This is a genomic window from Leifsonia sp. NPDC058248, assembly GCF_042881905.1.
In the GTDB taxonomy this organism is placed as follows: domain Bacteria; phylum Actinomycetota; class Actinomycetes; order Actinomycetales; family Microbacteriaceae; genus Leifsonia.
Genome location: NZ_JBHVXB010000007.1, coordinates 1 through 20,059 on the forward strand (window position 1 = coordinate 1; position 20,059 = coordinate 20,059).

The following is a 20,059-nucleotide window of genomic DNA, read 5'->3' on the forward strand; positions in this document are numbered from 1 at the left end:
TCGCCCGCACCCTTTTATCTGCGGGGGGGGGGGGGGGGGGCGCCCCCCCCCCCCCCGCCGGGTACTGCGGAGCTACTTGCCGGAGTGGCCGGCCGAGCCGAGCTGCTGCGTGGCCTCGACGACGCGAGCCGCCATCCCGGTCTCGGCGACCTTGCCCCAGGCGCGCGGGTCGTAGAGCTTCTTGTTGCCCACTTCGCCGTCGACCTTGAGCACGCCGTCGTAGTTCTTGAACATGTAGTCGGCGATCGTGCGGGTGAACGCGTACTGGGTGTCGGTGTCGATGTTCATCTTCACGACGCCGTTCGCGACGGCCTCGGCGATCTCCTCGTCCGTCGAGCCGGATCCGCCGTGGAAGACGAGGTCGAGGGGCTTCGGGCCGGTTCCGTACTTGGCGGCGAGGCCGTCCTGGATGGTCTTGAGGAGCTCGGGGCGCAGCTTCACGTTGCCGGGCTTGTACACACCATGGACGTTGCCGAAGGTGAGCGCCGCCATGTAGCGGCCGTTCTCGCCGAGACCGAGGGCATCGACGGTTTGGATCGCGTCGTCGAGCGTGGTGTAGAGGTGCTCGTTGATGTCGTGGCTGACGCCGTCTTCTTCGCCGCCGACGACGCCGATCTCGACCTCGAGGATGGCGTTGATCGCCTTCGTGCGCTTGAGGATGTCTTCTGCAATGGCCAGGTTCTCGCCGAGCGGGATCGCCGAGCCGTCCCACATGTGCGACTGGAAAATGGGGTTGCGGCCGGCCTTGACCTCTTCTTCGCTCGCGGCGATGAGGGGGAGTACGAAGCCGTCGAGGGCGTCTTTGGGGCAGTGGTCGGTGTGGAGGGCGACCGTGATCGGGTAGTTCTTGGCGACCTCGGTGGCGAACTTCGCGAACGCGAGCGCCCCGGATGCACGGTTCTTCACGGTCTGGCCGGCGAAGTAGTCGGCCCCGCCCGTGGTGACCTGGATGATGCCGTCGCTGCCGGCCTCGGTCAGACCCTGGAGCACCGCGTTGATCGTCTGCGACGACGACACGTTGAATGCGGGGTAGGCGAACCCACCGGCCTTCGCCTTGTCGAGCATTTCTGCGTACTGATCCGGCGTGGCGATGGGCATTGCGGCTCCTTGAAGTCGGGGTGCTGAACTCGTCTCATCATACCGAGCCGGTACGGAGGGGGCTCCGCCGGAGCCGACCTCGACGACGGTCGCCTCATGCTCGGGAGGTGAACGTTCGTGCGCATCCGGTCGCGACGAGACCCGCGCGGATACACTGGCAGCGCCGCCGCAAGCAGCACAGACACTGTCGTCCGAATCCGTCCGGGAGGACCCATCATGACCAGCACAGACATCGCTTCCCTCTACCAGCACCCGGATCGCAACCTGGCCATGGAGCTGGTGCGGGCGACGGAGGCGGCGGCCATTCGCGCCACGCCCTTCATCGGCCGCGGCGACAAGAACGCCGCCGACGGTGCGGCGGTGGATGCCATGCGCAAGTTCTTGGGAACCGTCAACTTCGACGGTCTCGTCGTGATCGGCGAGGGGGAGAAGGACCGGGCGCCGATGCTGTTCAACGGCGAGCACGTGGGCAACGGGCGCGGACCGGCCTGCGACATCGCTGTCGACCCGATCGACGGGACGTCGCTGACGGCGGCCGGCCGGCAGAACGCGCTGTCGGTGATCGCGGTCTCGGATCGTGGAACGATGCTCGATGCGTCGAGCGTCTTCTACATGGACAAGATCGTGACCGGTCCGGAGGGCATCGGCGTGGTGGACCTGTCCCAGTCGGTGGGCGACAACATCCGTGAGCTCGCCAAGGCGAAGGGCAAGCCGGTCGGCGAGATGCGGGTGGCCGTGCTCGACCGGCCGCGCCACGAAGGGCTCATCGAGGAGATCCGCGCGGCAGGTGCCGGCACCCGCCTGCTGCTCGACGGCGATGTCGCGGGCGGGATCAATGCGGCGCGCTACGAGTCGCGGATCGATCTGTGCATCGGCATCGGCGGCAGCCCGGAGGGCATCACCACCGCCTGCGCGATCAAGGCGATCGGCGGCTTCATGCAGGGCAGGCTGGCGCCGAAGGATGACGCCGAGCGGGCCGGCGGAATCGCCGCCGGTCTCGACATGGACCGCATCTACGGCGCCGACGACCTCGTGAAGGGCGACAACACGTTCTTCGTCACGACCGGAGTCACCGACGGCGGACTGGTGGCGGGGGTGCGGCGCAAGGGACCGATCATCCGCACCGAGAGCATCGTGCTGCGCAGCAAGTCGGGCACCATCCGCCGCGTCGTGGCCGACCACCTGGCGGCCAAGTGGCTGGAGCCCGACCAGCTCTAGTCGGCTCAGGCGGACGCGCGCTCGTCGTCGCTCTCGTCGTGGGCGGTGGCGAGGTGCTGCTCTTCGACGGCGATCTTGTCGAGTCCGTGCATGTCGCGCGGCTCGAGTTCGATCTCGCTGGCGAGTTCGATCTCGCTCACGAGCTCGAACGCGGTGATCGCACGCGGCGACTCGTCGATCCCCTCGAGCACGCCGATCACCTTGGACTCGTCGAGGGCGTTGAGCTTGCGGGCCGCGGGGAAGACCTGTCGCTCGAACGACCCGATGAAGCCGTTGTAGTCCTTGACCGTGCGCTCCAGCGACCGGCCGAGCTTCTCGATGTGCGAGGCCGTGGTCGACAGGCGGGTGTAGAGCGTCCGGCTGAGGTCGAAGAGCTGCTTCGCCTCCTGCGTGAGCACATCCTGCTGCCAGCTGAACGCGACCGTCTTGAGAACGGACCACAGGGTGACCGGCGATGCGAGGGCGACGCGCTTGCTGAACGCGAACTCCATGATCGACGGGTCGGCCTCCATCGCCGACGACACGAGGGACTCGCTCGGGATGAACGCGATGACCAGCTCCGGTGACGCTTCGAGGCCCGTCCAGTAGGACTTGCTGCCGAGGGCGGTGATGTGGTCGCGAACCGCTTTGACGTGCTGCTTCAGCAGTGCCTGGCGTTGGGCGCCCTCGGCGCCTGTGGCGGTCGCCGGGATCTGGCTCGCCTCGAGGTACGCGTTGAACGGGACCTTGGCGTCGAGGGCGATGCTCTTGCCGCCGGGGAGGTGCACGATCATGTCGGGGCGGCCGGCTCCCGAGTCGGAGTGGATGCTCGACTGGACGTCGAAGTCGACTCGTTCGAGGAGGCCGGCAGCCTCGACGACGCTGCGCAGCTGGGTCTCTCCCCAGACGCCTCGTGTGCTGTTGGAGCGCAGGGCCGACGCCAGCGATTCGGCGGTGCTGCGCAGGCGCTCCTCGGACTCCGTGGCCGACTTGAGCTGCTGCGCGAGCTCGCCGTGCTGCCTGCTGCGCTGCGACTCGAGTTCGACGACCTTCTTCTGCATGTCGCTCAGACTCTCGCGAACGGGGGCGAGGGCCTGGAGCACCTTGCTCTCGACGCGCTCGCGCTCGGCCTGCGCCTGAGCCTCGGCCCGCTGGCGTTCGACGAGCTCGCGGTACTGCTCCTGGTGGGCTCGGACCTGCTCTCGGAGCGCGTCGACCGTGGCCTCCGTCGCAGCGAGGTCGGTGCGGATCTCGGCCTGCACGGCTGCCTCCGCAGCGCGCACGGTGGCGAGCTCTGCGGCGTGCTGAGCGGCGGCGACGGCCGGGTCCTCCGCGACGGCCGCGGCGTCGGAACGGCGACGCAGGAGCGTGGCGACGGCGAAGCCGCCGGCCGCCGCGCCGACGATGAGGCCGCCGAGGAGTCCGAGGAGAAGCGAGAGGATGGGATCCATGCACCGAGTGTGACAGCGGCCTCCGACACTGGGCGGTTGCGCGCCGGGCACGGCGAGAATAGGCTGGTCATGTCACTATGTCAGGACATTAAGACGCGGAAGGCGCACAGCGGGGTATGAGCGAGAACCGGGCATGAGCGAGAACACAGGCGGAGGCGCCTTCGAGGTGCTCGCCATCGGGCGGGTCGGGGTCGATCTCTATCCCCTCCAAGACGGCGTCGGGCTCGAAGAGGTCTCCACCTTCGGCAAATATCTGGGCGGCAGCGCCACCAACGTCACGATCGCGGCCGCACGCCACGGTCGCCGCGCCGCCATCGTCACCCGCACGGGCGACGATCCGCTGGGTCGCTACGTGCGCGCCGAGATCCAGCGGCTCGGCGTCGACAACCGCTACGTGTCGACGGTTCCCGGGCTCAACACCCCGATCACGCTCTGCGAGATCTTCCCGCCCGACGACTTCCCCCTCTACTTCTACCGCGAGCCCATCGCGCCCGACCTGGTCATCGAGCCCCGCGAGCTCGACCTCGCCGCCGTGCGCGACGCCGGCGTGTTCTGGGCGACGGTGACCGGGCTCTCGAAGGAGCCGAGCCGGGCATCCCACCATGTCGCGTGGGACGCCCGGGGCCGGGCGCCGCTCACGGTGCTCGACCTCGACTACCGGCCGATGTTCTGGGACTCGGCCGCCGCGGCGACCGAACAGGTCGCGCGCGCTCTCGCGAAGGTCACGGTGGCCGTGGGCAACCGCGAGGAGTGCGAGATCGCCGTGGGCGAGACCGACCCGCACCGCGCGGCGGATGCGCTGCTCGAGCGCGGCGTGCAACTCGCGGTCGTCAAGCAGGGGCCGCGCGGCGTGCTCGCCAAGACCAGCGAGGAGACGGTGGAGGTCCCGCCGTTCCCCGTCGAGGTCGTCAACGGTCTCGGTGCGGGCGACGGCTTCGGGGGCGCGCTGTGCCACGGGCTGCTGGCGGGCTGGCCGCTCGAGCGGGTGATCCGGTTCGCCAACGTGGCCGGCGCCATCGTCGCGACGCGCCGGGAATGCTCGACGGCGATGCCCACCACGGCCGAGGTCGAGGCCCTTCTGCGCGGAGCGGGCGATGTCGTCACCGGCTGAGGCGCCGATCAGCGCCGCCGACTTCGAGCGGCTGCGCCGCATCCGTGCCACCGATCCCGAGGCGATCGCCGAGGCGATGGCCTCGCGAGAGACCCGTGAGCTCCTCGCGGGCGACGGGCGGCTGTTCATCGTCGCCGCCGATCATCCCGCTCGTGGCGCCCTCGGTGTCGGGGGCGACGACATGGCCATGGCCGACCGTTACGGGCTCCTTCAGCGATTGGCGGTAGCGCTTGAGCGTCCCGGCGTCGACGGCGTGCTGGGCACGCCCGACATCATCGAAGACCTCGCCGTCCTCGGCCTCCTCGAGGGCAAGATCGCCGTCGGTTCGATGAACCGTGGCGGATTGCGCGGAGCGACGTTCGAGATGGACGATCGCTTCACCGCCTACGACGTCGATGCGATCGTCGCGGCCCGGCTCGACTTCGCCAAGCTGCTGGTGCGCATCAACCTCGCCGACGCGGGCACGGCCGCCACGCTCGAGGCCTCGGCCAACGCCGTCACGGCCGCAGCGGCCGCACGGCTGCCGATCATGCTCGAGCCCTTCATGAGCGAATGGGTCGACGGCCGCGTCGTCAACGACCTGAGCACTGCAGCGGTCATCGCCTCGGTCGCCATAGCATCCGGACTCGGCTCGAGCTCGGCCTACAGCTGGCTCAAACTGCCGGTCGTCCCCCACATGAGCGACGTGGTGGCCGCCTCCACGCTGCCGACGCTGCTGCTCGGCGGCGACCCGTCCGGAGACCCGGCGGCGGTGTACGACTCCTGGGGGAGCGCACTCGAGTTGCCCGGAGTCGCCGGTCTCGTCGTCGGGCGCACCCTCCTCTATCCGTCCGGCCGGGATGTCGCGAGCGCGGTCGACGCCGCGGCCGCGCTGGTCCACTGAAACCTCGCCCTCGCCCTTCGAAGGAGCATCGAACCATGTCCGACACCGACCTGCCCGTCATCCCGCATTACATCGGCGGCACGCGCACGCCCAGCACGTCCGGGCGGCTCTCCCCGGTCTACGACCCCGCCCTGGGCGTTGCTCAGGCCAGCGTCGGCCTCGCCGACGAGGCCGAGGTGCGGGCCGCCATCGACTCGGCGGCAGCCGCCTTCCCCGGCTGGCGCGACACGTCGATGGCCAAGCGCCAGCAGGTGATGTTCGCGTTCCGTGAGCTGCTCAACGCCCGCAAGGAGGAGCTGGCCGAGATCGTGACGAGCGAGCACGGCAAGGTCGTCTCCGACGCGCTGGGCGAGATCACCCGCGGCCTGGAGGTCGTCGAGCTCGCCACCGGGTTCCCGCACCTGGTCAAGGGCGAGCACTCCGAGAACGTCTCGACCGGGGTCGACGTCTACTCGCTCAAGCAGCCGCTCGGCGTCGTCGGCATCATCAGCCCGTTCAACTTTCCCGCGATGGTCCCGCTGTGGTTCCTGCCGATCGCGATCGCCGCCGGCAACGCCGTCGTATTGAAGCCGAGCGAGAAGGACCCCTCGGCGTCGGTCTGGCTCGCCGAGCTCTTCAGTGAGGCAGGGCTGCCCGACGGCGTGTTCACCGTGCTGCAGGGCGACAAAGTGGCCGTCGACGGTCTGCTCGAGCATCCGGAGGTGCAGGCGATCTCGTTCGTCGGCTCGACGCCCGTCGCGCGCTACATCTACGAGACGGCTGCACGCAACGGCAAACGTGTGCAGGCGCTGGGCGGCGCGAAGAACCACATGCTGGTGCTTCCCGACGCCGACCTCGACCTCGTCGCCGACGCCGCGGTCAACGCGGGCTTCGGATCGGCCGGCGAGCGCTGCATGGCGATCAGCGTCGTGGTCGCCGTGGAGCCGGTCGCCGACGACCTGATCGCGAAGGTCACCGAACGGATGTCCGGGCTGCGCGTCGGCGACGGGCGGCGCGGCTGCGACATGGGGCCGCTCATCACCCGGGAGCACCGGGACAAAGTGGCGTCGTACGTCGATGTGGCCGTGGCCGACGGCGCCGACGTCGTGGTCGACGGCCGCGGCGTCGAGGTCGACGGTGCAGCCGACGGCTTCTGGCTCGGTCCCACCCTCATCGATCGCGTCAGCACGACTTCCCGCGTGTACACCGAGGAGATCTTCGGTCCGGTGCTCTCCGTGGTCCGCGTCGCGAGCTTCGAAGAGGGTGTGGAGTTGATCAACTCGGGCGCGTTCGGCAACGGGACGGCCATCTTCACGAACGACGGAGGAGCGGCGCGGCGCTTCCAGAACGAGGTGCAGGTGGGCATGATCGGAATCAATGTCCCGATCCCCGTGCCGGTGGCGTACTACTCGTTCGGCGGTTGGAAGCAGTCCCTGTTCGGCGACGCGAAGGCGTACGGTGTGCACGGCTTCGACTTCTACACGCGCGAGAAGGCCGTCACCAGTCGCTGGCTCGACCCGAGCCACGGCGGGATCAACCTGGGCTTCCCGCAGACCAAGTAGCACCACGAGGAGCGCTGCATGATGCAACGAGACACCGGGAGGGACGCATGAGCGAGTGGGTCTATCGCCCGGGAGAGCTGGCGGAGAACGGCTGGGAGTCCGTGGTCGACGACCGCATCGACGGCTGGAAGCACACGGGTCTGCGGATCGCCGAACTCGACGGAACAGCGGTCGAGCTGTCCGCCGGTGACGTCGAGCGCATGCTCGTCCCGCTCGCGGGCACGTTCGCCGTCACCTATCGAGAGCCGGATGCCCCGGAGAGCGTTCAGCCTCTGCGGGGGCGCGACTCGGTGTTCGACGGACCGACGGATGTGCTCTACCTCGGAACGCAGACGGCGGCCACGATCAGCGGCCACGGCCGGATCGGTGTCGCAGAAGCGCCTGCAGGCGAGTATCGGCCTGCTGCCTATCTGGCCGCAGACGAGGTCCCGGTCGAGCTGCGCGGCGCTGGCCGATCGAGCCGTCAGGTGCACAACTTCGGGGTTCCGGGCGCGCTCGACGCCGTGAAGCTCATCGTCTGCGAGGTCATCACGCCCGCCGAGAACTGGTCGTCGTACCCGCCGCACAAGCACGACGAGAACCGGCCGGGCAGCGAGACCAGGCTCGAAGAGATCTACTACTTCGAGACCGCGGTGAGCCGGGGAGTCACGGCCGCGCCTCAGGCGGAGCCGTTCGCACTCTTCGCCACCTACGCCTCCGACGAGCGGCCGATCTCGATCGGCGAGCGGGTGGGCTCCGGAGACATCGCCCTCGTGCCGCACGGCTACCACGGTCCGGCCGTCGCAGCGCCCGGCTACGACCTCTACTACCTCAACGTCATGGCGGGGCCGGACGCCGATCGTTCGTGGCTGATCTCCGACGATCCGGCGCACGGCTGGGTCCGCCAGACCTGGGAGGGGCAGGAGTTCGACCCACGGCTTCCCTACCTCCGGACCCAGACCGCGACCGCGACCGCAGCCCCGACCGCGACCGCACCCTCGACCCCGACGACCCCGACGCCAGAAAGAGCATCCCAGTGAGCGGCACCAAGCGCATGACCGTGAGCCAGGCGCTCATGGAGTTCCTGGCCCATCAGTGGACCGTCGACGGGGAGCACCGCGAACGCACGATCGCGGGCACGTTCGGCATCTTCGGGCATGGAAACGTCGCGGGAGTCGGCCAGGCGCTCAAGCAGCTGGCGGTCGACGACCCCGCCCTGATGCCCTACTACCAGGCTCGAAACGAGCAGGCGATGGTGCACGAGTCCGTGGGCTACGCCCGGATGCACCGGCGCCGCGGCACCTTCGCCTGCGCGGCCTCGGTCGGGCCGGGAGCGACGAACATGCTCACGGGCGCAGCGCTCGCGACGACCAACCGGCTGCCGGTGCTGCTCCTGCCGTCCGACACCTTCGCCGGCCGGGTCGCCGATCCGGTTCTGCAGCAGCTCGAGCTCCCGCACGATGCGTCGATGAGCGTCAACGACGCGTTCAAGCCGCTCTCCCGCTTCTTCGACCGGGTGAACCGGCCCGAACAGCTCTTCTCCGCTGCGCTCGGTGCGATGCGCGTCCTCACCGACCCGGTGGAGACCGGCGCGGTCACGATCGCTCTGCCCGAAGACGTCCAGGCCGAAGCGCTCGACGTGCCGCTCGAGTTCCTCGCCGACCGCGAATGGCACCTCCGCCGGCCCGCGCCGGAACGCGGACCGCTCGCCCGTGCGGCGGAGGCGATCGCCGCAGCACAACGGCCGATCATCGTCGCCGGAGGCGGCGTCATCTACTCGGATGCGGCAGCCTCGCTGCGGGCGTTCGCCCACGCGACGGGCATCCCGGTCGCCACGACGCAGGCGGGTGGGGGAGCGATCCCGTGGGACGATGCGCTCTCGCTCGGCAGCATCGGCTCCACCGGAACGACAGCGGCCAACCGCATCGCCGCCCAGGCCGACCTGGTGATCGGGATCGGCACGCGCTACAGCGACTTCACCACGGCATCCCGAACCGCCTTCGCGCGCGACGGAGTGCGATTCGTCAACGTGAACGTGGCGTCGTTCGACGCGTACAAGCACGGCTCGACGCTTCCGGTCATCGCGGATGCCCGCGAGGCGCTCATCGCGCTGCGTGAGGCGCTCGCCGGCTTCGGCACGCCGGCGGCGTACCGCGACGAGTTCGCCCGCGAGAAACGTGCGTGGAACGCGACGGTCGACGAGAGCTTCACCGACCGCGGCCTCGCACGCCCGTCGCAGACGGAGATCATCGGCGCCGTCAATGCGGCGAGCGACCCGCGCGACGTGGTCGTGTGCGCGGCCGGCTCCCTGCCGGGCGATCTCCACAAGCTGTGGCGGGTGCGCGACGATCAGGGCTACCACGTGGAGTACGCGTTCTCGTGCATGGGTTACGAGATCGCGGGCGGTCTCGGCGCCAGACGCGGAGCCCCCGACCGCGACGTGATCGTGATGGTCGGTGACGGCTCGTACCTCATGATGCACACCGAGCTGGTGAGCGCCGTGGCCGAGCGGATCAAGCTGATCGTCGTGCTCATCCAGAACCACGGCTTCGCCTCGATCGGGCATCTGAGCGAAACCGTCGGCTCGCAGCGCTACGGAACGAAGTACCGGTTCCGCGACGATGCCGCCAACGCGTTCGACGAGGGGCCGGCCCTTCCCGTCGACCTCGCGGCCAACGCGGAGAGCCTCGGTGTCGACGTGATCCGCATCGAGCAGACACCGAGCGCCATCGCCGACCTCTCCGCAGCCGTGGCGAAGGCGAAGGCGGCGACCGGCCCGACGCTCATCCACATCGAGAGCGACCCGCTGCTGTTCTCGCCCGAGGGCGAAGGATGGTGGGATGTGCCCGTCGCCGACGTATCCGAGCTCGCCAGCACGCAGACCGCCAAGACCGAGTACGACGCGCAGAAGGCGCGGCAGCGTCCGTTCGTCGGCTGACGGCGGCGACCCAGAAGGAGAAAGATGACGGACCACCAGCAGGGCCTTCGGATCGGCACCGCCCCGGACTCGTGGGGAGTCTGGTTCGCCGACGACCCCGCGCAGATCCCCTGGCAGCGCTTCCTCGACGAGGTCGTGGCCGCCGGTTACACCTGGATCGAACTGGGACCGTACGGCTATCTGCCGACCGACCCGCACCAACTGCAGGACGAGCTCGGAACGCGCGGGCTCAAAGTCTCGGCGGGAACGGTCTTCACCGGCTTCCACAAAGGCGACGATCAGTGGCAGCGCGCCTGGGACCAGGCCCTCGCGGTGGCCGGGCTCGCCACGGCGCTCGGCGCCGAGCACCTGGTCGTGATCCCCGACCTGTGGCGCAGTGACGCCACCGGTGACGTGCTGGAATCACGCACGCTCGACGACGAGCAGTGGACGAAACTCGCGGCCGGGCACGACAAACTCGGCAAGGCGCTGCTGGAGGAGTTCGGCGTCCACCAGCAGTTCCACTCGCACGCCGACAGTCACGTCGGCACCTACGGCGAGGTCGAGCGGTTCCTGACCGAGACAGACCCGCAGTACACGAACCTGTGCCTCGACACCGGTCACTTCGCCTACTACCTCGGCGACAACCTCAAGCTCATCGCCGCCCATCCCGACCGCATCGGCTACCTGCACCTCAAGCAGGTCGACCGCGACATCCTGGCCGACACGCTCAAGAACGACCTGCCGTTCGCCACGGCCGTCGCCCGCGGGGTGATGACGGAGCCACCCGGAGGCACCCCCGAGTTCGCGCCGATCATCGAAGCGGTCAGCGCGATCGACTCCGACATCTTCGCCATCGTCGAGCAGGACATGTACGGCACAGACATCGACCGGCCGCTCCCGATCGCCACGCGCACGCGCGAGCACATCTTCGGCTGCACCCGGATGGCGCGCCAGGACTGACCTCGTTGCGCACGCGCCGATGTCGACAGCTTCACGACACCCGACCTCACCAAAGGATGACCCCATGACAACTGAGCCCCTCCGTATCGCCGTCGTCGGCGCCGGGATCATGGGCGCCGACCACATCGCGCGCCTCACCGACCGCACCATCGGCGCCGAGGTGGTTGCCGTCGTCGAACCGGATGCGGGGCGAGCGGCCGCGGCCGTCGCCCACCTCCCCGGGGTCAGCACCCGTACCCGCATCGAGGACGCCCTCGAACACGACGACCTCGACGCCGTGATCATCGCCACCCCCGGGCCGTTTCACGAGTCCGTCCTCCTGCCGGCGCTCGAAGCCGGTGTCGACATCCTGTGCGAGAAGCCGCTCACGCCCGACAGCGAGTCGGCACTGCGCGTGCTGCAGGCCGAGCAGAAGACGGATCGGCCGCGCATCCAGGTGGGGTTCATGCGCCGCTTCGACGAGGAGTACATGCAGCTGAAGGCGCTCGTCGACTCGGGCGATGCGGGACAGCTGCTCGCGCTGCACTGCGCCCACCGCAACCCGTCGACGCCGCCGGGGTACACCGAGTCGATGCTCATCACCGACTCGGTCGTCCACGAGATCGACGTCGTGCCGTGGCTCGTCGGCGAACCGATCGCGGCGGTGGAGGTCCGCAAGCCCCGCCGCAACTCCCTGGCGCCTGAAGGGCTCCGCGAACCACAGCTCGTCCTGCTGGAGACGGAGTCCGGGGTGCTTGCCGACGTGGAGATCAGCGTCAACATCCAGTTCGGCTACCAGGTGACCACCGACGCGGTGTTCGAGCGTGGTGTGGCCGAGATCGGCCGCACCGGAGGCCTCGCCCGCTACGTCGACGGCCGATTCACCCGGGCCGAGCACCTCACGTACACGACCCGCTTCGCCCGCGCCTACGACACCGAGGTGCAGCGGTGGGTCAACGCGATCCGACGCGGAACCATCGACGGTCCGAGCGCCTGGGACGGCTACCTCGCCGCCTGCGCGTCCGAGGCCGGCGTCGAAGCCCAGGCCAGCGGCCGCCGTGTCGAGGTGACCTACGCAGCCAAGCCGGCCTTCTACGACCGGGTCGGGTAGCCACTCAGCGAACGGCGCTGCTGCACGGCGGACCGTGCGGTGAGTAGCTCGGCGAAGCGCCTACTTGTCGACGAGCGTGATCTCGAACGAGTACAGGTCGGGCCGGTAGCAGTGGTGCCCGTACTCGACGGCGCTGCCGGAGTTGTCGTAGGCCGTGCGGTCCATGGTCAACACCGGTCCGCCGTCGTCGATCTCGAGCAGCGTGCTCTCCTCGGCCGTGGCCCGCCGTGCGCCGATCTTCTGGCGAGCGACCCGCATGGTCGTTCCGCGAGCGCGCATCAGCTGATAGAGCCCGTGCTCGGCGAGGTCGGCTTCGGTGATGTCGACGAACGCGACAGGCAGGAAGTTCTCCAGCACGCCGACGGGGACGCCGTCGGCGCTGCGCAGACGACGGAGGTGAAGCACCGGCGCCGACTCGGTCACGTTGAGAGTCTCTGCGAGGCGCGCCCCGGCGGGCACGATCTCGTGCAGCAGCAGAAGAGTCGACGGCTTCTGGCCGCTGCTCGCCAGGTCGTCGTAAAGGCTCGTCAGCTCCACTTTGCGCGTGACCGGCCCGTGGACGACCTGCGTTCCGATGCCGCGGCGGCGCACGAGTAGGCCCTTGTCGACCAGTTCCTGGATCGCCCGGCGCACCGTCGGCCGCGACAGTCCGAGCCTCTCCCCGAGGGCGATCTCGTTCTCGAGCCGGGACCCGGGCGGCAGCTCCCCGTCGACGATCGCGCTCTCGATGCGCGTCGCGACCTGGAAGTACAGCGGGACCGGACCGGAGTGGTCCAGATCCATGAACAGATTGCGCGGCAGTTCGCCGTCGGTCTGGGGCACGGGTTACCTCGTCTCGTGGCGGACGAGCGGACCCCGCCGCCATATGTCAAGACATTAGCATTCGGCCCGCACGCAGCGGCGAGGACGACCTGTCAGGCTCAAGCGGCCTGAGCCGCCCCGATCCGTCCGACGCGCGAACCGGTGATCGCCGCGAGCTCCGCGACCGACATCACGTCGTGCCGCTTGGCTGCGTGCACCATGATCGCGGCGCACGCCTCGGCGTCGGCGAGTGCGTCATGGTGATGGAAGTCCTCGAACCCGGCGGCCATCGCGGCGACGGGAAGACGGTACGAGTCGAGCGTGTAGGTCTTGCGGGCGACCTGCAGGCTGCACACGTAGCTGAAGTCGGGGCATTCGACGGCCGTTGCGGCACAGGCTGCACGGATGACGCCCATGTCGAAGCCGGCGTTGTGCGCCACGAGATGGTCGCCGTCGGCGAAGTCGATGAGGGCGGGCAGCTGCTCGACCCAGCCGGCGGCCCCGATCACGTCTTCGGCGTAGATGCCGTGGATGCGCGTGTTCCACTCCTGGAAGAAGTCGTGCCCGAGCGGCGGCTGGATCAGCCACCCCGCCCGATCGACCACGCGCCCGTCTCGGACCTTGATCAGCCCCACCGAGCAGGCCGACGCCGCACTCCCGTTCGCGGTCTCGAAGTCGATGGCGGTGAAATCCAATGGCACGTCTTCATGCTCGCACGGCCCACCGACGCGGGCCGTCACGACGCCCGCGCGCCGCGCATCCGGATGCCCGCCCAGCGCCCGGCGTACGATCGAGGCATGCGCGAACGGAACGCCAAGGAAGCCCACGCCCGCTCGTTCGACAAGGCCGCCGGAGTGTACGAGGCGGCGCGGCCCGGCTATCCCGCCGAGGCGGTCGCCTGGATGCTCGAAGGCGTCGACGGCTGCGTGCTCGACCTCGGCGCCGGCACCGGCAAGCTCACCCGTGCGCTCGTCGAGCGGGGGTACGAGGTGTCGGCGGTCGATCCCTCGCCGTCGATGCTCGGTGTGCTCCAGGACGCGCTCCCCGGGGTCGACGCCCGGCTCGGCTCGGCGGAGAGCATCCCGTTCGCCGACGGCAGCGTCGACGCCGTCGTGGCCGGGCAGGCGTGGCACTGGGTCGACCCGGCCGTGGCGGTGCCCGAGGTGGCGCGGGTGCTCCGGCCGGGCGGGACCCTCGGACTGGTCTGGAACTTCCGCGACGAGAGCGTCGACTGGGTGCGCGAGCTGGGGCAGCTGATGAAGACGGCCGAGGCGTACGCGAGCGACGACATCGCGCCGGTGGTCGGGTCGCCGTTCGGCGAGCTGGAACGGCACGACGTCCGCTGGGCGCAGCCGATGACGGTCGACGGGATGCTCGACCTGGCCCGCTCGCGCAGCTACTTCATCACGAAGGACGCGGAGACTCAGGCGGCGGTGATCGCGTCGCTGCGAAGACTCGCGGCCGAGCATCCGGATCTCGCGGGCAAGGACGTGTTCGAGCTGCCGTACGTGACCGAGTGCTATCGGGCGCGACGGGACGGTTGAGGCGCGGCGGCGGCAGGAGGTCCGTGCCCCGGATGCGCCGGGAGGGTTCGCGGCGCGCGGCCCGTAGAATGGTCGATCGTGGCTCTCACTATCGCAATCGTCGGACTCCCCAATGTGGGCAAGTCCACCCTGTTCAACGCGCTCACCAAGAACACCGTGCTCGCGGCGAACTATCCGTTCGCCACGATCGAGCCGAACGTCGGTGTGGTGAGCCTTCCGGATGCCCGGCTCGGCACGCTCGCCGAGATCTTCAGCAGCGAGCGCATCCTGCCGGCGCCCGTGTCGTTCGTCGACATCGCCGGCATCGTGAAAGGTGCGAGCGAGGGCGAAGGGCTCGGCAACAAGTTCCTCGCGAACATCCGTGAGGCCGACGCGATCGCCCAGGTGGTGCGCGGCTTCGACGACCCGGATGTGGTGCATGTCGACGGCAAGGTCGACGCGGCCGGCGACATGGAGACCATCAACACAGAGTTGATCCTCGCCGACCTGCAGACCCTCGAGAAGGCGGAAGCCCGCTACGAGAAAGAGGTCAAGGGCCGCAAGCTCGACCCGATCGTGCTCGAGACGGCCCGCGCCGCCCATGCGATCCTCGACGAGGGCAAGCCGCTGTCGAGTGCGACAATCGACCTCGAGCCGATCCGGGAGCTCGGGCTGTTCACGGCCAAGCCCTTCATCTACGTCTTCAACGTTGACGAGGCCGTGCTGACCGACGACGCGAAGCGCGGCGAGCTCGCCGCATTGGTCGCCCCGGCCCAGGCCGTGTTCCTGGACGCCAAGCTGGAATCCGAGCTGATCGATCTCGAACCGGAGGACGCAGCCGAGCTGCTCGCCTCCACCGGCCAGGACGAGAGCGGCCTCGACCAGCTGGCCCGCATCGGCTTCGACACGCTCGGTCTGCAGACCTATCTGACGGCGGGCCCGAAGGAATCGCGCGCCTGGACGATCCACAAGGGTTGGAAGGCTCCGCAGGCGGCCGGCGTGATCCACACGGACTTCGAGAAGGGCTTCATCAAGGCCGAGGTCATCTCGTTCGACGACCTGGTCGAGACCGGCTCGGTGCACGAGGCGCGCGCGAAGGGCAAAGCCCGCATGGAGGGCAAGGACTACGTGATGCAGGACGGCGACGTGGTCGAGTTCCGATTCAACGTCTAATCCGGCCGGGTGGTAGTCGCATAACTCCGGAGTTCTGACGCAAGGTCGGCCCGATGCTCCGGACTTACGGGAGTGTCGGCGGCGTGTCGCCTCAGACCTCCGGAATTGCGTGCGCAGGCGCGAGGTCATGCTCGCCGGAGCGCTAGTGGGGGTCGCGCTGGTCGTCTCTTCGTTACTGCTTGGGCAACAGGAGACGATTCGAGAATCATCCTCCCGGCAGTTCGAGGTGCTGATGCCCAATGGCTGGATGCTCCTCGCCTGTTAGTTGATCCTGTTATTCGCTTGCGCACATCTACTCTGGCCGCGTCGGTGGACCACATGGTTGAAGTCGAGGCGCGGCGAGGTCCACGTGAATGAGTAACGGTGAGTGACGACTGGTATACTTGAATCAATCGACCCCCTCCCAAGCCTCTCGACGATGCTCAAATGGGAGGGGCCTTTTTGTTTCTGGGGGACGCATGAAACCGAACCTGTCGTGGGACGAGCAGGTCGACCTTCTGGTGCTGCGTGGACTCGAGGTCAGTGACGAGTCCGCGTGCGCTGCGTTCCTCGCCTCGAATAGCTACTACCGGTTCTCAGGGTACGCACGGTATTTCCAACGGGCCCCACACATCGGGGACGACGCGTTCCGCTCCGGCACTGCCTTCGATGAGATTCGTGCGATCTACGAGGCTGACGAGACACTTCGTGCCATCCTCGGTCGCCCACTCGCACGCGTCGAGTTGGTGCTGCGTAGCCACACAGCAAGGGTCATCGCGGACGATCACGGACCGCGCGCGCGATTTCTCGAGGAAGACTTCTACACCGACGTCGGAAACGGTGAACCGACCGTCGAGTCGTGCCTGCGTGACATCGAGCGGAGCAAGGAACGTCACATTCTTCGGTACAGGACCGGCGCCGGCAGCCGCTCAGGTTTGAGCGCGCTGCCCATCTGGTCCGCGATCGAAGCCTGGTCGTTCGGGACCCTGTCCAAATGCATCGAGCGTGGCGCGCAAGGAGCGCTGGCTGACGCAGTCGCGACCAGCCTCGGGGTTGCCAAGGCAGGCTTCGCATACCGCGTGAGGTCGTTGGTCTACCTCCGCAATCGCTGCGCGCACCATAGCCGCTTGTGGCACCACTCGGTCATCGACTCCGGCCCAACCCCGAACAATGTGCGCGTCAAGGCGAAGCGACTGGCAGGCCAGTTCGAACCGCGCTCGGTGCTCGACGTGATCGCCTCGCTCGACGATCTGCTCGTCCGTAGCACGAGCGCTGGTCCGGTTCTTCCGGAACTCGTTCAGCAGTGTGCACGTCACGCCGTGATGTGGGATGGGCTTACGCACCCGCTGAACCCCACCGACCACCATGTGTGACGGACAAACCGACGTCGGAGTCGTTACGTGGTCGAGTTCCGCTTCAGCGTCTAGTCACTAGACGGTGTTCGAGCCGGGTCAGGGAAACCCGCCCGCCGATCGCTCAGCGGCTGCATCCAACGCCTGCGTCGCTACCCGGCGCCCCTCCGCGATGAGACGCGACAGATCCGACATCCTCCACTGCGCCATGCCTTCCATCTCGGGCTGGATGAGCACGATCGACGGGTCGCTCACGAGGTCGGCGGTGCGGGTGACGGTGCGCATCATCCGCACGTTCTCCCACCTCGCATGCAACCGCACCACGATCACGCGGGACGCGCCGAGGGTGCGAGCGGCTTCGACCGGGACGTTGTCGACGATGCCGCCGTCCGCGAGCAGCGTGGCCCCGCGGCGCACGGGCGGAAGCACTCCGGGGACAGCGATCGTCGACCTCAGCGCCACGCTCAACGGCCCTTCGCCGATGATCACGGCCCGTCGGGTTCGGAGGTCGGTGGCAACCGCGGCGAACCGTCGAGGAAGGTGCTCGATGAGCGGATCGGAGCCGAGCGCGAGGCGAACCGCGTCGGTCACGGCGTGGGTGTCGAGCAACCCCCAGCGGGGTGTGAGCGACCATCGGGCGATCGCGCGCCAGCGAAACCCGAGCGCGGCTCGCTCGATCGCCGGCGGCTCGAAACCTGCCGCGTACGCTGCGGCGACCAGCGCGCCCGAACTGGTGCCGGTGACGATCCCGGGGTGGATGCCGCGTTCCGCGAGCACCTGCAGAACGCCCACGTGCGCCGCGCCGAACGCGCCGCCACCGCCGAGCGCGAGCCCCAGAGTGGGATCATCGCTCACTTCGTCCTCCGTTCGTTGACGCCGGGACCCGGCGATCGCGCACCGGATGTCGCCATTCGTCACTCCTCCACCGGTTTCGTGCCAGGCTCACACGGCCTCTGGCCGCGTCGCATCACCCGGATGGAGTGACCGCGCAGCATCGCGCCGGGGCGTCCCAAGGATTCTCGGCGCACCTCATCCCGGGCTCGGCGTGCGGCAGAATCGGAGAATGCTCATGGAGTCCGCGCCGAGATGAGGACACGCAGCGTCCTCGCGACCGATCGACTGCTGCTGCGGCCGTGGCGTGTGTCTGACGCCGTCGTGCAGCACGAGCTGTGGACCGAGCGTGACCCTCGCGTGCCTCCGCATCGTCGGATCGGTCCCGACGGTCATCCCACGGTTCACGACATCGAGGAGTGGATCCGTCACGATGTCCGATCCGCGTCTGTCGGGCTGTTGGCGGCGGAGCGGAAGGCTTCCGGTGAGGTGATCGGCTACTGCGGGCTGATCCCCAACGGGCACGGACAGGACGGCGAGCCGGAACTTGCGTTCGAGTTTCTGCGTAAGGTCTGGCGTCAGGGGTACGCGACCGAGGCCTCGTGGGCCGTCCTGGGCTGGGCGGAGGCGTCGGGCCATCGTCGTCTCTGGGCCACCGTCCGTGACTGGAACGCCCATTCGCGCCGGGTGCTCGCCAAACTCGGGTTCATCGAAACCGATCGGGTGGAACGGGATGATGTCCACGGGGACTCGCTGTTCGTGACGAGAGCGCTCGGGCCACCGTCCGGTTCCACACCGATCGCCCCGACCACTAGCGCCGTCTAGAGCTCGCGCGCTACTCTTCGGGCATGGGGGTGGTGTCATGAGTGTTCACCTGGCGGAACTGGAACGGGTCTCGCGCGTCCGGAGGCGGGTCGGGCTGCTGGTGACGGTGGCGGTGCTCACCGGTCTGGGGGCGTGGCTGGCCGGTCCGTTCGGGATCGTGATGCTGGCCGACGGCGACCTCGCCGGATGGTTGTTGGCCGGTGCCGGGGTGGTACTCCTCGCGGGCTGTGTGACGGCGATCGTGTTCGCCGTGCGGGTGCGCCGGGGGATCGCGCCGGAAAGCTTCCAGGGCAAGGCGAATCCCGGGTTCGACGAGCCTTTCCCTTCGCAGGACCCGCGGCCCGGTATCGCGTGGGCCGGCTCCCAGCTCGGGTCGGGCTGACGACGCTGCCGCGGATCCACAGGTGGACAAAGTGTCGGCTGGTGCCGGCATCCTCACGCAGTGGCTCGCGAGCAGCGGGAGCTAGCCTGCCCGCTCTGCGCTAGTTGATGTCGGCCGGGTTGCCGCCGACTCGGCGATTCTCGTCGATGGCGTCGATGGCGCTCATCTCGTCAGCACTGAGCTCGAACCCGAACACGTCGAAGTTCTGTGCCATGCGCTCGCGGCGGTTGGACTTCGGGATGACGATGTTGCCGGTCTGCAGGTGCCAGCGCAGAACCACCTGGGCGGGCTGAACGCCGTGCGCCGCCGCGGCGCTCTGGATGGGCGCGAGGCCGAAGAGGTCGTACTTCCCCTGGCCGAGCGGCCCCCACGCCTCGGTGTGGATGCTGTGCTCCGCCTGGAACGCCCGCAGCTCGCGCTGCTGGAAGATCGGATGCAGTTCCACCTGGTTGACGGCGGGAACGATGTCGGTCTCGGCAAGCAGTCTCTCGAGGTGCGGGATGAGGAAGTTGCTGACTCCGATCGAGGCGGCCCGACCATCCGCCGCGAAGGTCTCGAACGTGCGCCACGTGTCGACGTAGAAGTCGTTGGCCGGCATCGGCCAGTGGATGAGGTAGAGGTCGATGTAGTCGAGTCCGAGCGCGTCGAGGCTGCGTGCGAACGCGCCTTCGACGTCACGCGCCTTCTGGTGATCGTTGCGCAGCTTGGTGGTGAGGAAGATCTCGTCGCGCGGGATTCCGGACGCTCGGAGCGCCGCCCCGACTTCCGCTTCATTGTTGTAGCCGGTGGCGGTGTCGATGTGGCGGTAGCCGACCTCGAGCGCGTCTTCGACCACGCGCTGCGTGTCGACCGGGTCGACGAGGAACACGCCGAACCCGAGCTGCGGAATGTTTTTGCCGGAGTTGAGCGCGATGGTGGGCACAGAGTCGGTCATGGTTGAAAGCGTACGAGGCGCGCGTCCAA

General features: G+C 68.6%; 19 protein-coding genes. 13 read left to right on the forward strand and 6 right to left on the reverse strand.

Annotated features, from left to right (window positions below):
- Positions 1-72: 72 nt before the first annotated feature.
- Positions 73-1,098 carry a class II fructose-bisphosphate aldolase gene (gene fbaA / locus ACFVV5_RS12420; protein ID WP_387244169.1) on the reverse strand — a complete coding sequence of 342 codons (1,026 nt, stop codon included), beginning with the start codon at positions 1,096-1,098 and terminating at the stop codon, positions 73-75.
- A gap of 216 nt (positions 1,099-1,314) precedes the next feature.
- Between fbaA and glpX the strand changes: the two genes are divergently transcribed.
- Positions 1,315-2,316, forward strand: a complete 1,002-nt coding sequence (gene glpX, locus ACFVV5_RS12425) for a class II fructose-bisphosphatase (protein WP_387244172.1) — start codon at positions 1,315-1,317, stop codon at positions 2,314-2,316.
- 5 nt (positions 2,317-2,321) lie between these two features.
- Here the strand turns inward: glpX and rmuC are convergent, their stop codons facing one another.
- Positions 2,322-3,746 carry a DNA recombination protein RmuC gene (gene rmuC / locus ACFVV5_RS12430; protein ID WP_387244175.1) on the reverse strand — a complete coding sequence of 475 codons (1,425 nt, stop codon included), beginning with the start codon at positions 3,744-3,746 and terminating at the stop codon, positions 2,322-2,324.
- Between the two features lie 133 nt (positions 3,747-3,879).
- Between rmuC and iolC the strand changes: the two genes are divergently transcribed.
- The 7 genes from iolC (at position 3,880) to ACFVV5_RS12465 (ending at position 12,230) form a co-directional block, all read left to right on the forward strand.
- Entirely contained in the window at positions 3,880-4,857 is a 978-nt protein-coding gene (gene iolC / locus ACFVV5_RS12435; protein WP_387244178.1) for a 5-dehydro-2-deoxygluconokinase, read from the forward strand.
- On the forward strand, positions 4,841-5,740 hold the full coding sequence (locus tag ACFVV5_RS12440; protein ID WP_387244181.1) for a deoxyribose-phosphate aldolase: 900 nt from the start codon (positions 4,841-4,843) through the stop codon (positions 5,738-5,740). Before iolC ends, ACFVV5_RS12440 begins: the two co-directional genes overlap by 17 nt.
- Before the next feature lie 35 nt (positions 5,741-5,775).
- Positions 5,776-7,281: a CoA-acylating methylmalonate-semialdehyde dehydrogenase gene (locus ACFVV5_RS12445; RefSeq protein ID WP_387244184.1), complete on the forward strand. Its 1,506-nt coding sequence runs from the start codon at positions 5,776-5,778 to the stop codon at positions 7,279-7,281.
- Positions 7,282-7,328: 47 nt separating this feature from the next.
- Positions 7,329-8,300 carry a 5-deoxy-glucuronate isomerase gene (gene iolB, locus ACFVV5_RS12450; protein ID WP_387244187.1) on the forward strand — a complete coding sequence of 324 codons (972 nt, stop codon included), beginning with the start codon at positions 7,329-7,331 and terminating at the stop codon, positions 8,298-8,300.
- 14 nt (positions 8,301-8,314) lie between these two features.
- Positions 8,315-10,198, forward strand: a complete 1,884-nt coding sequence (gene iolD / locus ACFVV5_RS12455) for a 3D-(3,5/4)-trihydroxycyclohexane-1,2-dione acylhydrolase (decyclizing) (protein ID WP_387244951.1) — start codon at positions 8,315-8,317, stop codon at positions 10,196-10,198.
- Positions 10,199-10,222: 24 nt separating this feature from the next.
- The gene (locus ACFVV5_RS12460; RefSeq protein WP_387244190.1) at positions 10,223-11,140 is read left to right on the forward strand and encodes a sugar phosphate isomerase/epimerase family protein; all 918 of its coding nucleotides are present in this window, start codon (positions 10,223-10,225) and stop codon (positions 11,138-11,140) included.
- 64 nt (positions 11,141-11,204) lie between these two features.
- The gene (locus ACFVV5_RS12465) at positions 11,205-12,230 is read left to right on the forward strand and encodes a Gfo/Idh/MocA family protein (protein ID WP_387244193.1); all 1,026 of its coding nucleotides are present in this window, start codon (positions 11,205-11,207) and stop codon (positions 12,228-12,230) included.
- Between the two features lie 60 nt (positions 12,231-12,290).
- Here ACFVV5_RS12465 and ACFVV5_RS12470 read toward each other — a convergent pair whose 3' ends face one another.
- Both ACFVV5_RS12470 and ACFVV5_RS12475 read right to left on the reverse strand, forming a co-directional pair.
- Complete coding sequence (locus ACFVV5_RS12470; protein ID WP_387244196.1) at positions 12,291-13,052, reverse strand: GntR family transcriptional regulator; 762 nt, start codon at positions 13,050-13,052, stop codon at positions 12,291-12,293.
- A gap of 98 nt (positions 13,053-13,150) precedes the next feature.
- Entirely contained in the window at positions 13,151-13,732 is a 582-nt protein-coding gene (locus ACFVV5_RS12475; protein WP_387244198.1) for an exonuclease domain-containing protein, read from the reverse strand.
- A 6-nt stretch (positions 13,733-13,738) separates the two neighbouring features.
- Here ACFVV5_RS12475 and ACFVV5_RS12480 point away from each other — a divergent pair, with 6 nt between their 5' ends.
- The 3 genes from ACFVV5_RS12480 to ACFVV5_RS12490 all read left to right on the forward strand — a co-directional run bounded on the left by ACFVV5_RS12480 (position 13,739) and on the right by ACFVV5_RS12490 (position 17,079).
- Positions 13,739-14,575, forward strand: coding sequence for a class I SAM-dependent methyltransferase (locus ACFVV5_RS12480; RefSeq protein ID WP_387244201.1), 837 nt, complete (start codon positions 13,739-13,741; stop codon positions 14,573-14,575).
- 78 nt (positions 14,576-14,653) lie between these two features.
- Complete coding sequence (gene ychF, locus ACFVV5_RS12485; protein ID WP_387244204.1) at positions 14,654-15,727, forward strand: redox-regulated ATPase YchF; 1,074 nt, start codon at positions 14,654-14,656, stop codon at positions 15,725-15,727.
- A gap of 458 nt (positions 15,728-16,185) precedes the next feature.
- On the forward strand, positions 16,186-17,079 hold the full coding sequence (locus ACFVV5_RS12490; protein ID WP_387244207.1) for an Abi family protein: 894 nt from the start codon (positions 16,186-16,188) through the stop codon (positions 17,077-17,079).
- 78 nt (positions 17,080-17,157) lie between these two features.
- Here the strand turns inward: ACFVV5_RS12490 and ACFVV5_RS12495 are convergent, their stop codons facing one another.
- The gene (locus tag ACFVV5_RS12495; RefSeq protein WP_387244210.1) at positions 17,158-17,913 is read right to left on the reverse strand and encodes a patatin-like phospholipase family protein; all 756 of its coding nucleotides are present in this window, start codon (positions 17,911-17,913) and stop codon (positions 17,158-17,160) included.
- A 231-nt stretch (positions 17,914-18,144) separates the two neighbouring features.
- Here ACFVV5_RS12495 and ACFVV5_RS12500 point away from each other — a divergent pair, with 231 nt between their 5' ends.
- Both ACFVV5_RS12500 and ACFVV5_RS12505 read left to right on the forward strand, forming a co-directional pair.
- Positions 18,145-18,714, forward strand: a complete 570-nt coding sequence (locus ACFVV5_RS12500; RefSeq protein ID WP_387244213.1) for a GNAT family N-acetyltransferase — start codon at positions 18,145-18,147, stop codon at positions 18,712-18,714.
- A 37-nt stretch (positions 18,715-18,751) separates the two neighbouring features.
- Positions 18,752-19,096 carry a hypothetical protein gene (locus ACFVV5_RS12505; RefSeq protein WP_387244216.1) on the forward strand — a complete coding sequence of 115 codons (345 nt, stop codon included), beginning with the start codon at positions 18,752-18,754 and terminating at the stop codon, positions 19,094-19,096.
- Between the two features lie 100 nt (positions 19,097-19,196).
- Here the strand turns inward: ACFVV5_RS12505 and ACFVV5_RS12510 are convergent, their stop codons facing one another.
- Positions 19,197-20,030, reverse strand: coding sequence for an aldo/keto reductase (locus tag ACFVV5_RS12510; RefSeq protein ID WP_387244218.1), 834 nt, complete (start codon positions 20,028-20,030; stop codon positions 19,197-19,199).
- Positions 20,031-20,059: the final 29 nt, after the last annotated feature.

Bases quoted from the DNA above. Each gene is read 5' to 3' on its own strand.
- fbaA (WP_387244169.1), bottom strand. From the start codon at position 1,098: ATGCCCATCGCCACGCCGGATCAGTACGCAGAAATGCTCGACAAGGCG.
- glpX (WP_387244172.1), top strand. From the start codon at position 1,315: ATGACCAGCACAGACATCGCTTCCCTCTACCAGCACCCGGATCGCAAC.
- rmuC (WP_387244175.1), bottom strand. From the start codon at position 3,746: ATGGATCCCATCCTCTCGCTTCTCCTCGGACTCCTCGGCGGCCTCATC.
- iolC (WP_387244178.1), top strand. From the start codon at position 3,880: ATGAGCGAGAACACAGGCGGAGGCGCCTTCGAGGTGCTCGCCATCGGG.
- ACFVV5_RS12440 (WP_387244181.1), top strand. From the start codon at position 4,841: ATGTCGTCACCGGCTGAGGCGCCGATCAGCGCCGCCGACTTCGAGCGG.
- ACFVV5_RS12445 (WP_387244184.1), top strand. From the start codon at position 5,776: ATGTCCGACACCGACCTGCCCGTCATCCCGCATTACATCGGCGGCACG.
- iolB (WP_387244187.1), top strand. From the start codon at position 7,329: ATGAGCGAGTGGGTCTATCGCCCGGGAGAGCTGGCGGAGAACGGCTGG.
- iolD (WP_387244951.1), top strand. From the start codon at position 8,315: ATGACCGTGAGCCAGGCGCTCATGGAGTTCCTGGCCCATCAGTGGACC.
- ACFVV5_RS12460 (WP_387244190.1), top strand. From the start codon at position 10,223: ATGACGGACCACCAGCAGGGCCTTCGGATCGGCACCGCCCCGGACTCG.
- ACFVV5_RS12465 (WP_387244193.1), top strand. From the start codon at position 11,205: ATGACAACTGAGCCCCTCCGTATCGCCGTCGTCGGCGCCGGGATCATG.
- ACFVV5_RS12480 (WP_387244201.1), top strand. From the start codon at position 13,739: ATGCTCGCACGGCCCACCGACGCGGGCCGTCACGACGCCCGCGCGCCG.
- ACFVV5_RS12490 (WP_387244207.1), top strand. From the start codon at position 16,186: ATGAAACCGAACCTGTCGTGGGACGAGCAGGTCGACCTTCTGGTGCTG.
- ACFVV5_RS12500 (WP_387244213.1), top strand. From the start codon at position 18,145: ATGAGGACACGCAGCGTCCTCGCGACCGATCGACTGCTGCTGCGGCCG.
- ACFVV5_RS12505 (WP_387244216.1), top strand. From the start codon at position 18,752: ATGAGTGTTCACCTGGCGGAACTGGAACGGGTCTCGCGCGTCCGGAGG.
- ACFVV5_RS12510 (WP_387244218.1), bottom strand. From the start codon at position 20,030: ATGACCGACTCTGTGCCCACCATCGCGCTCAACTCCGGCAAAAACATT.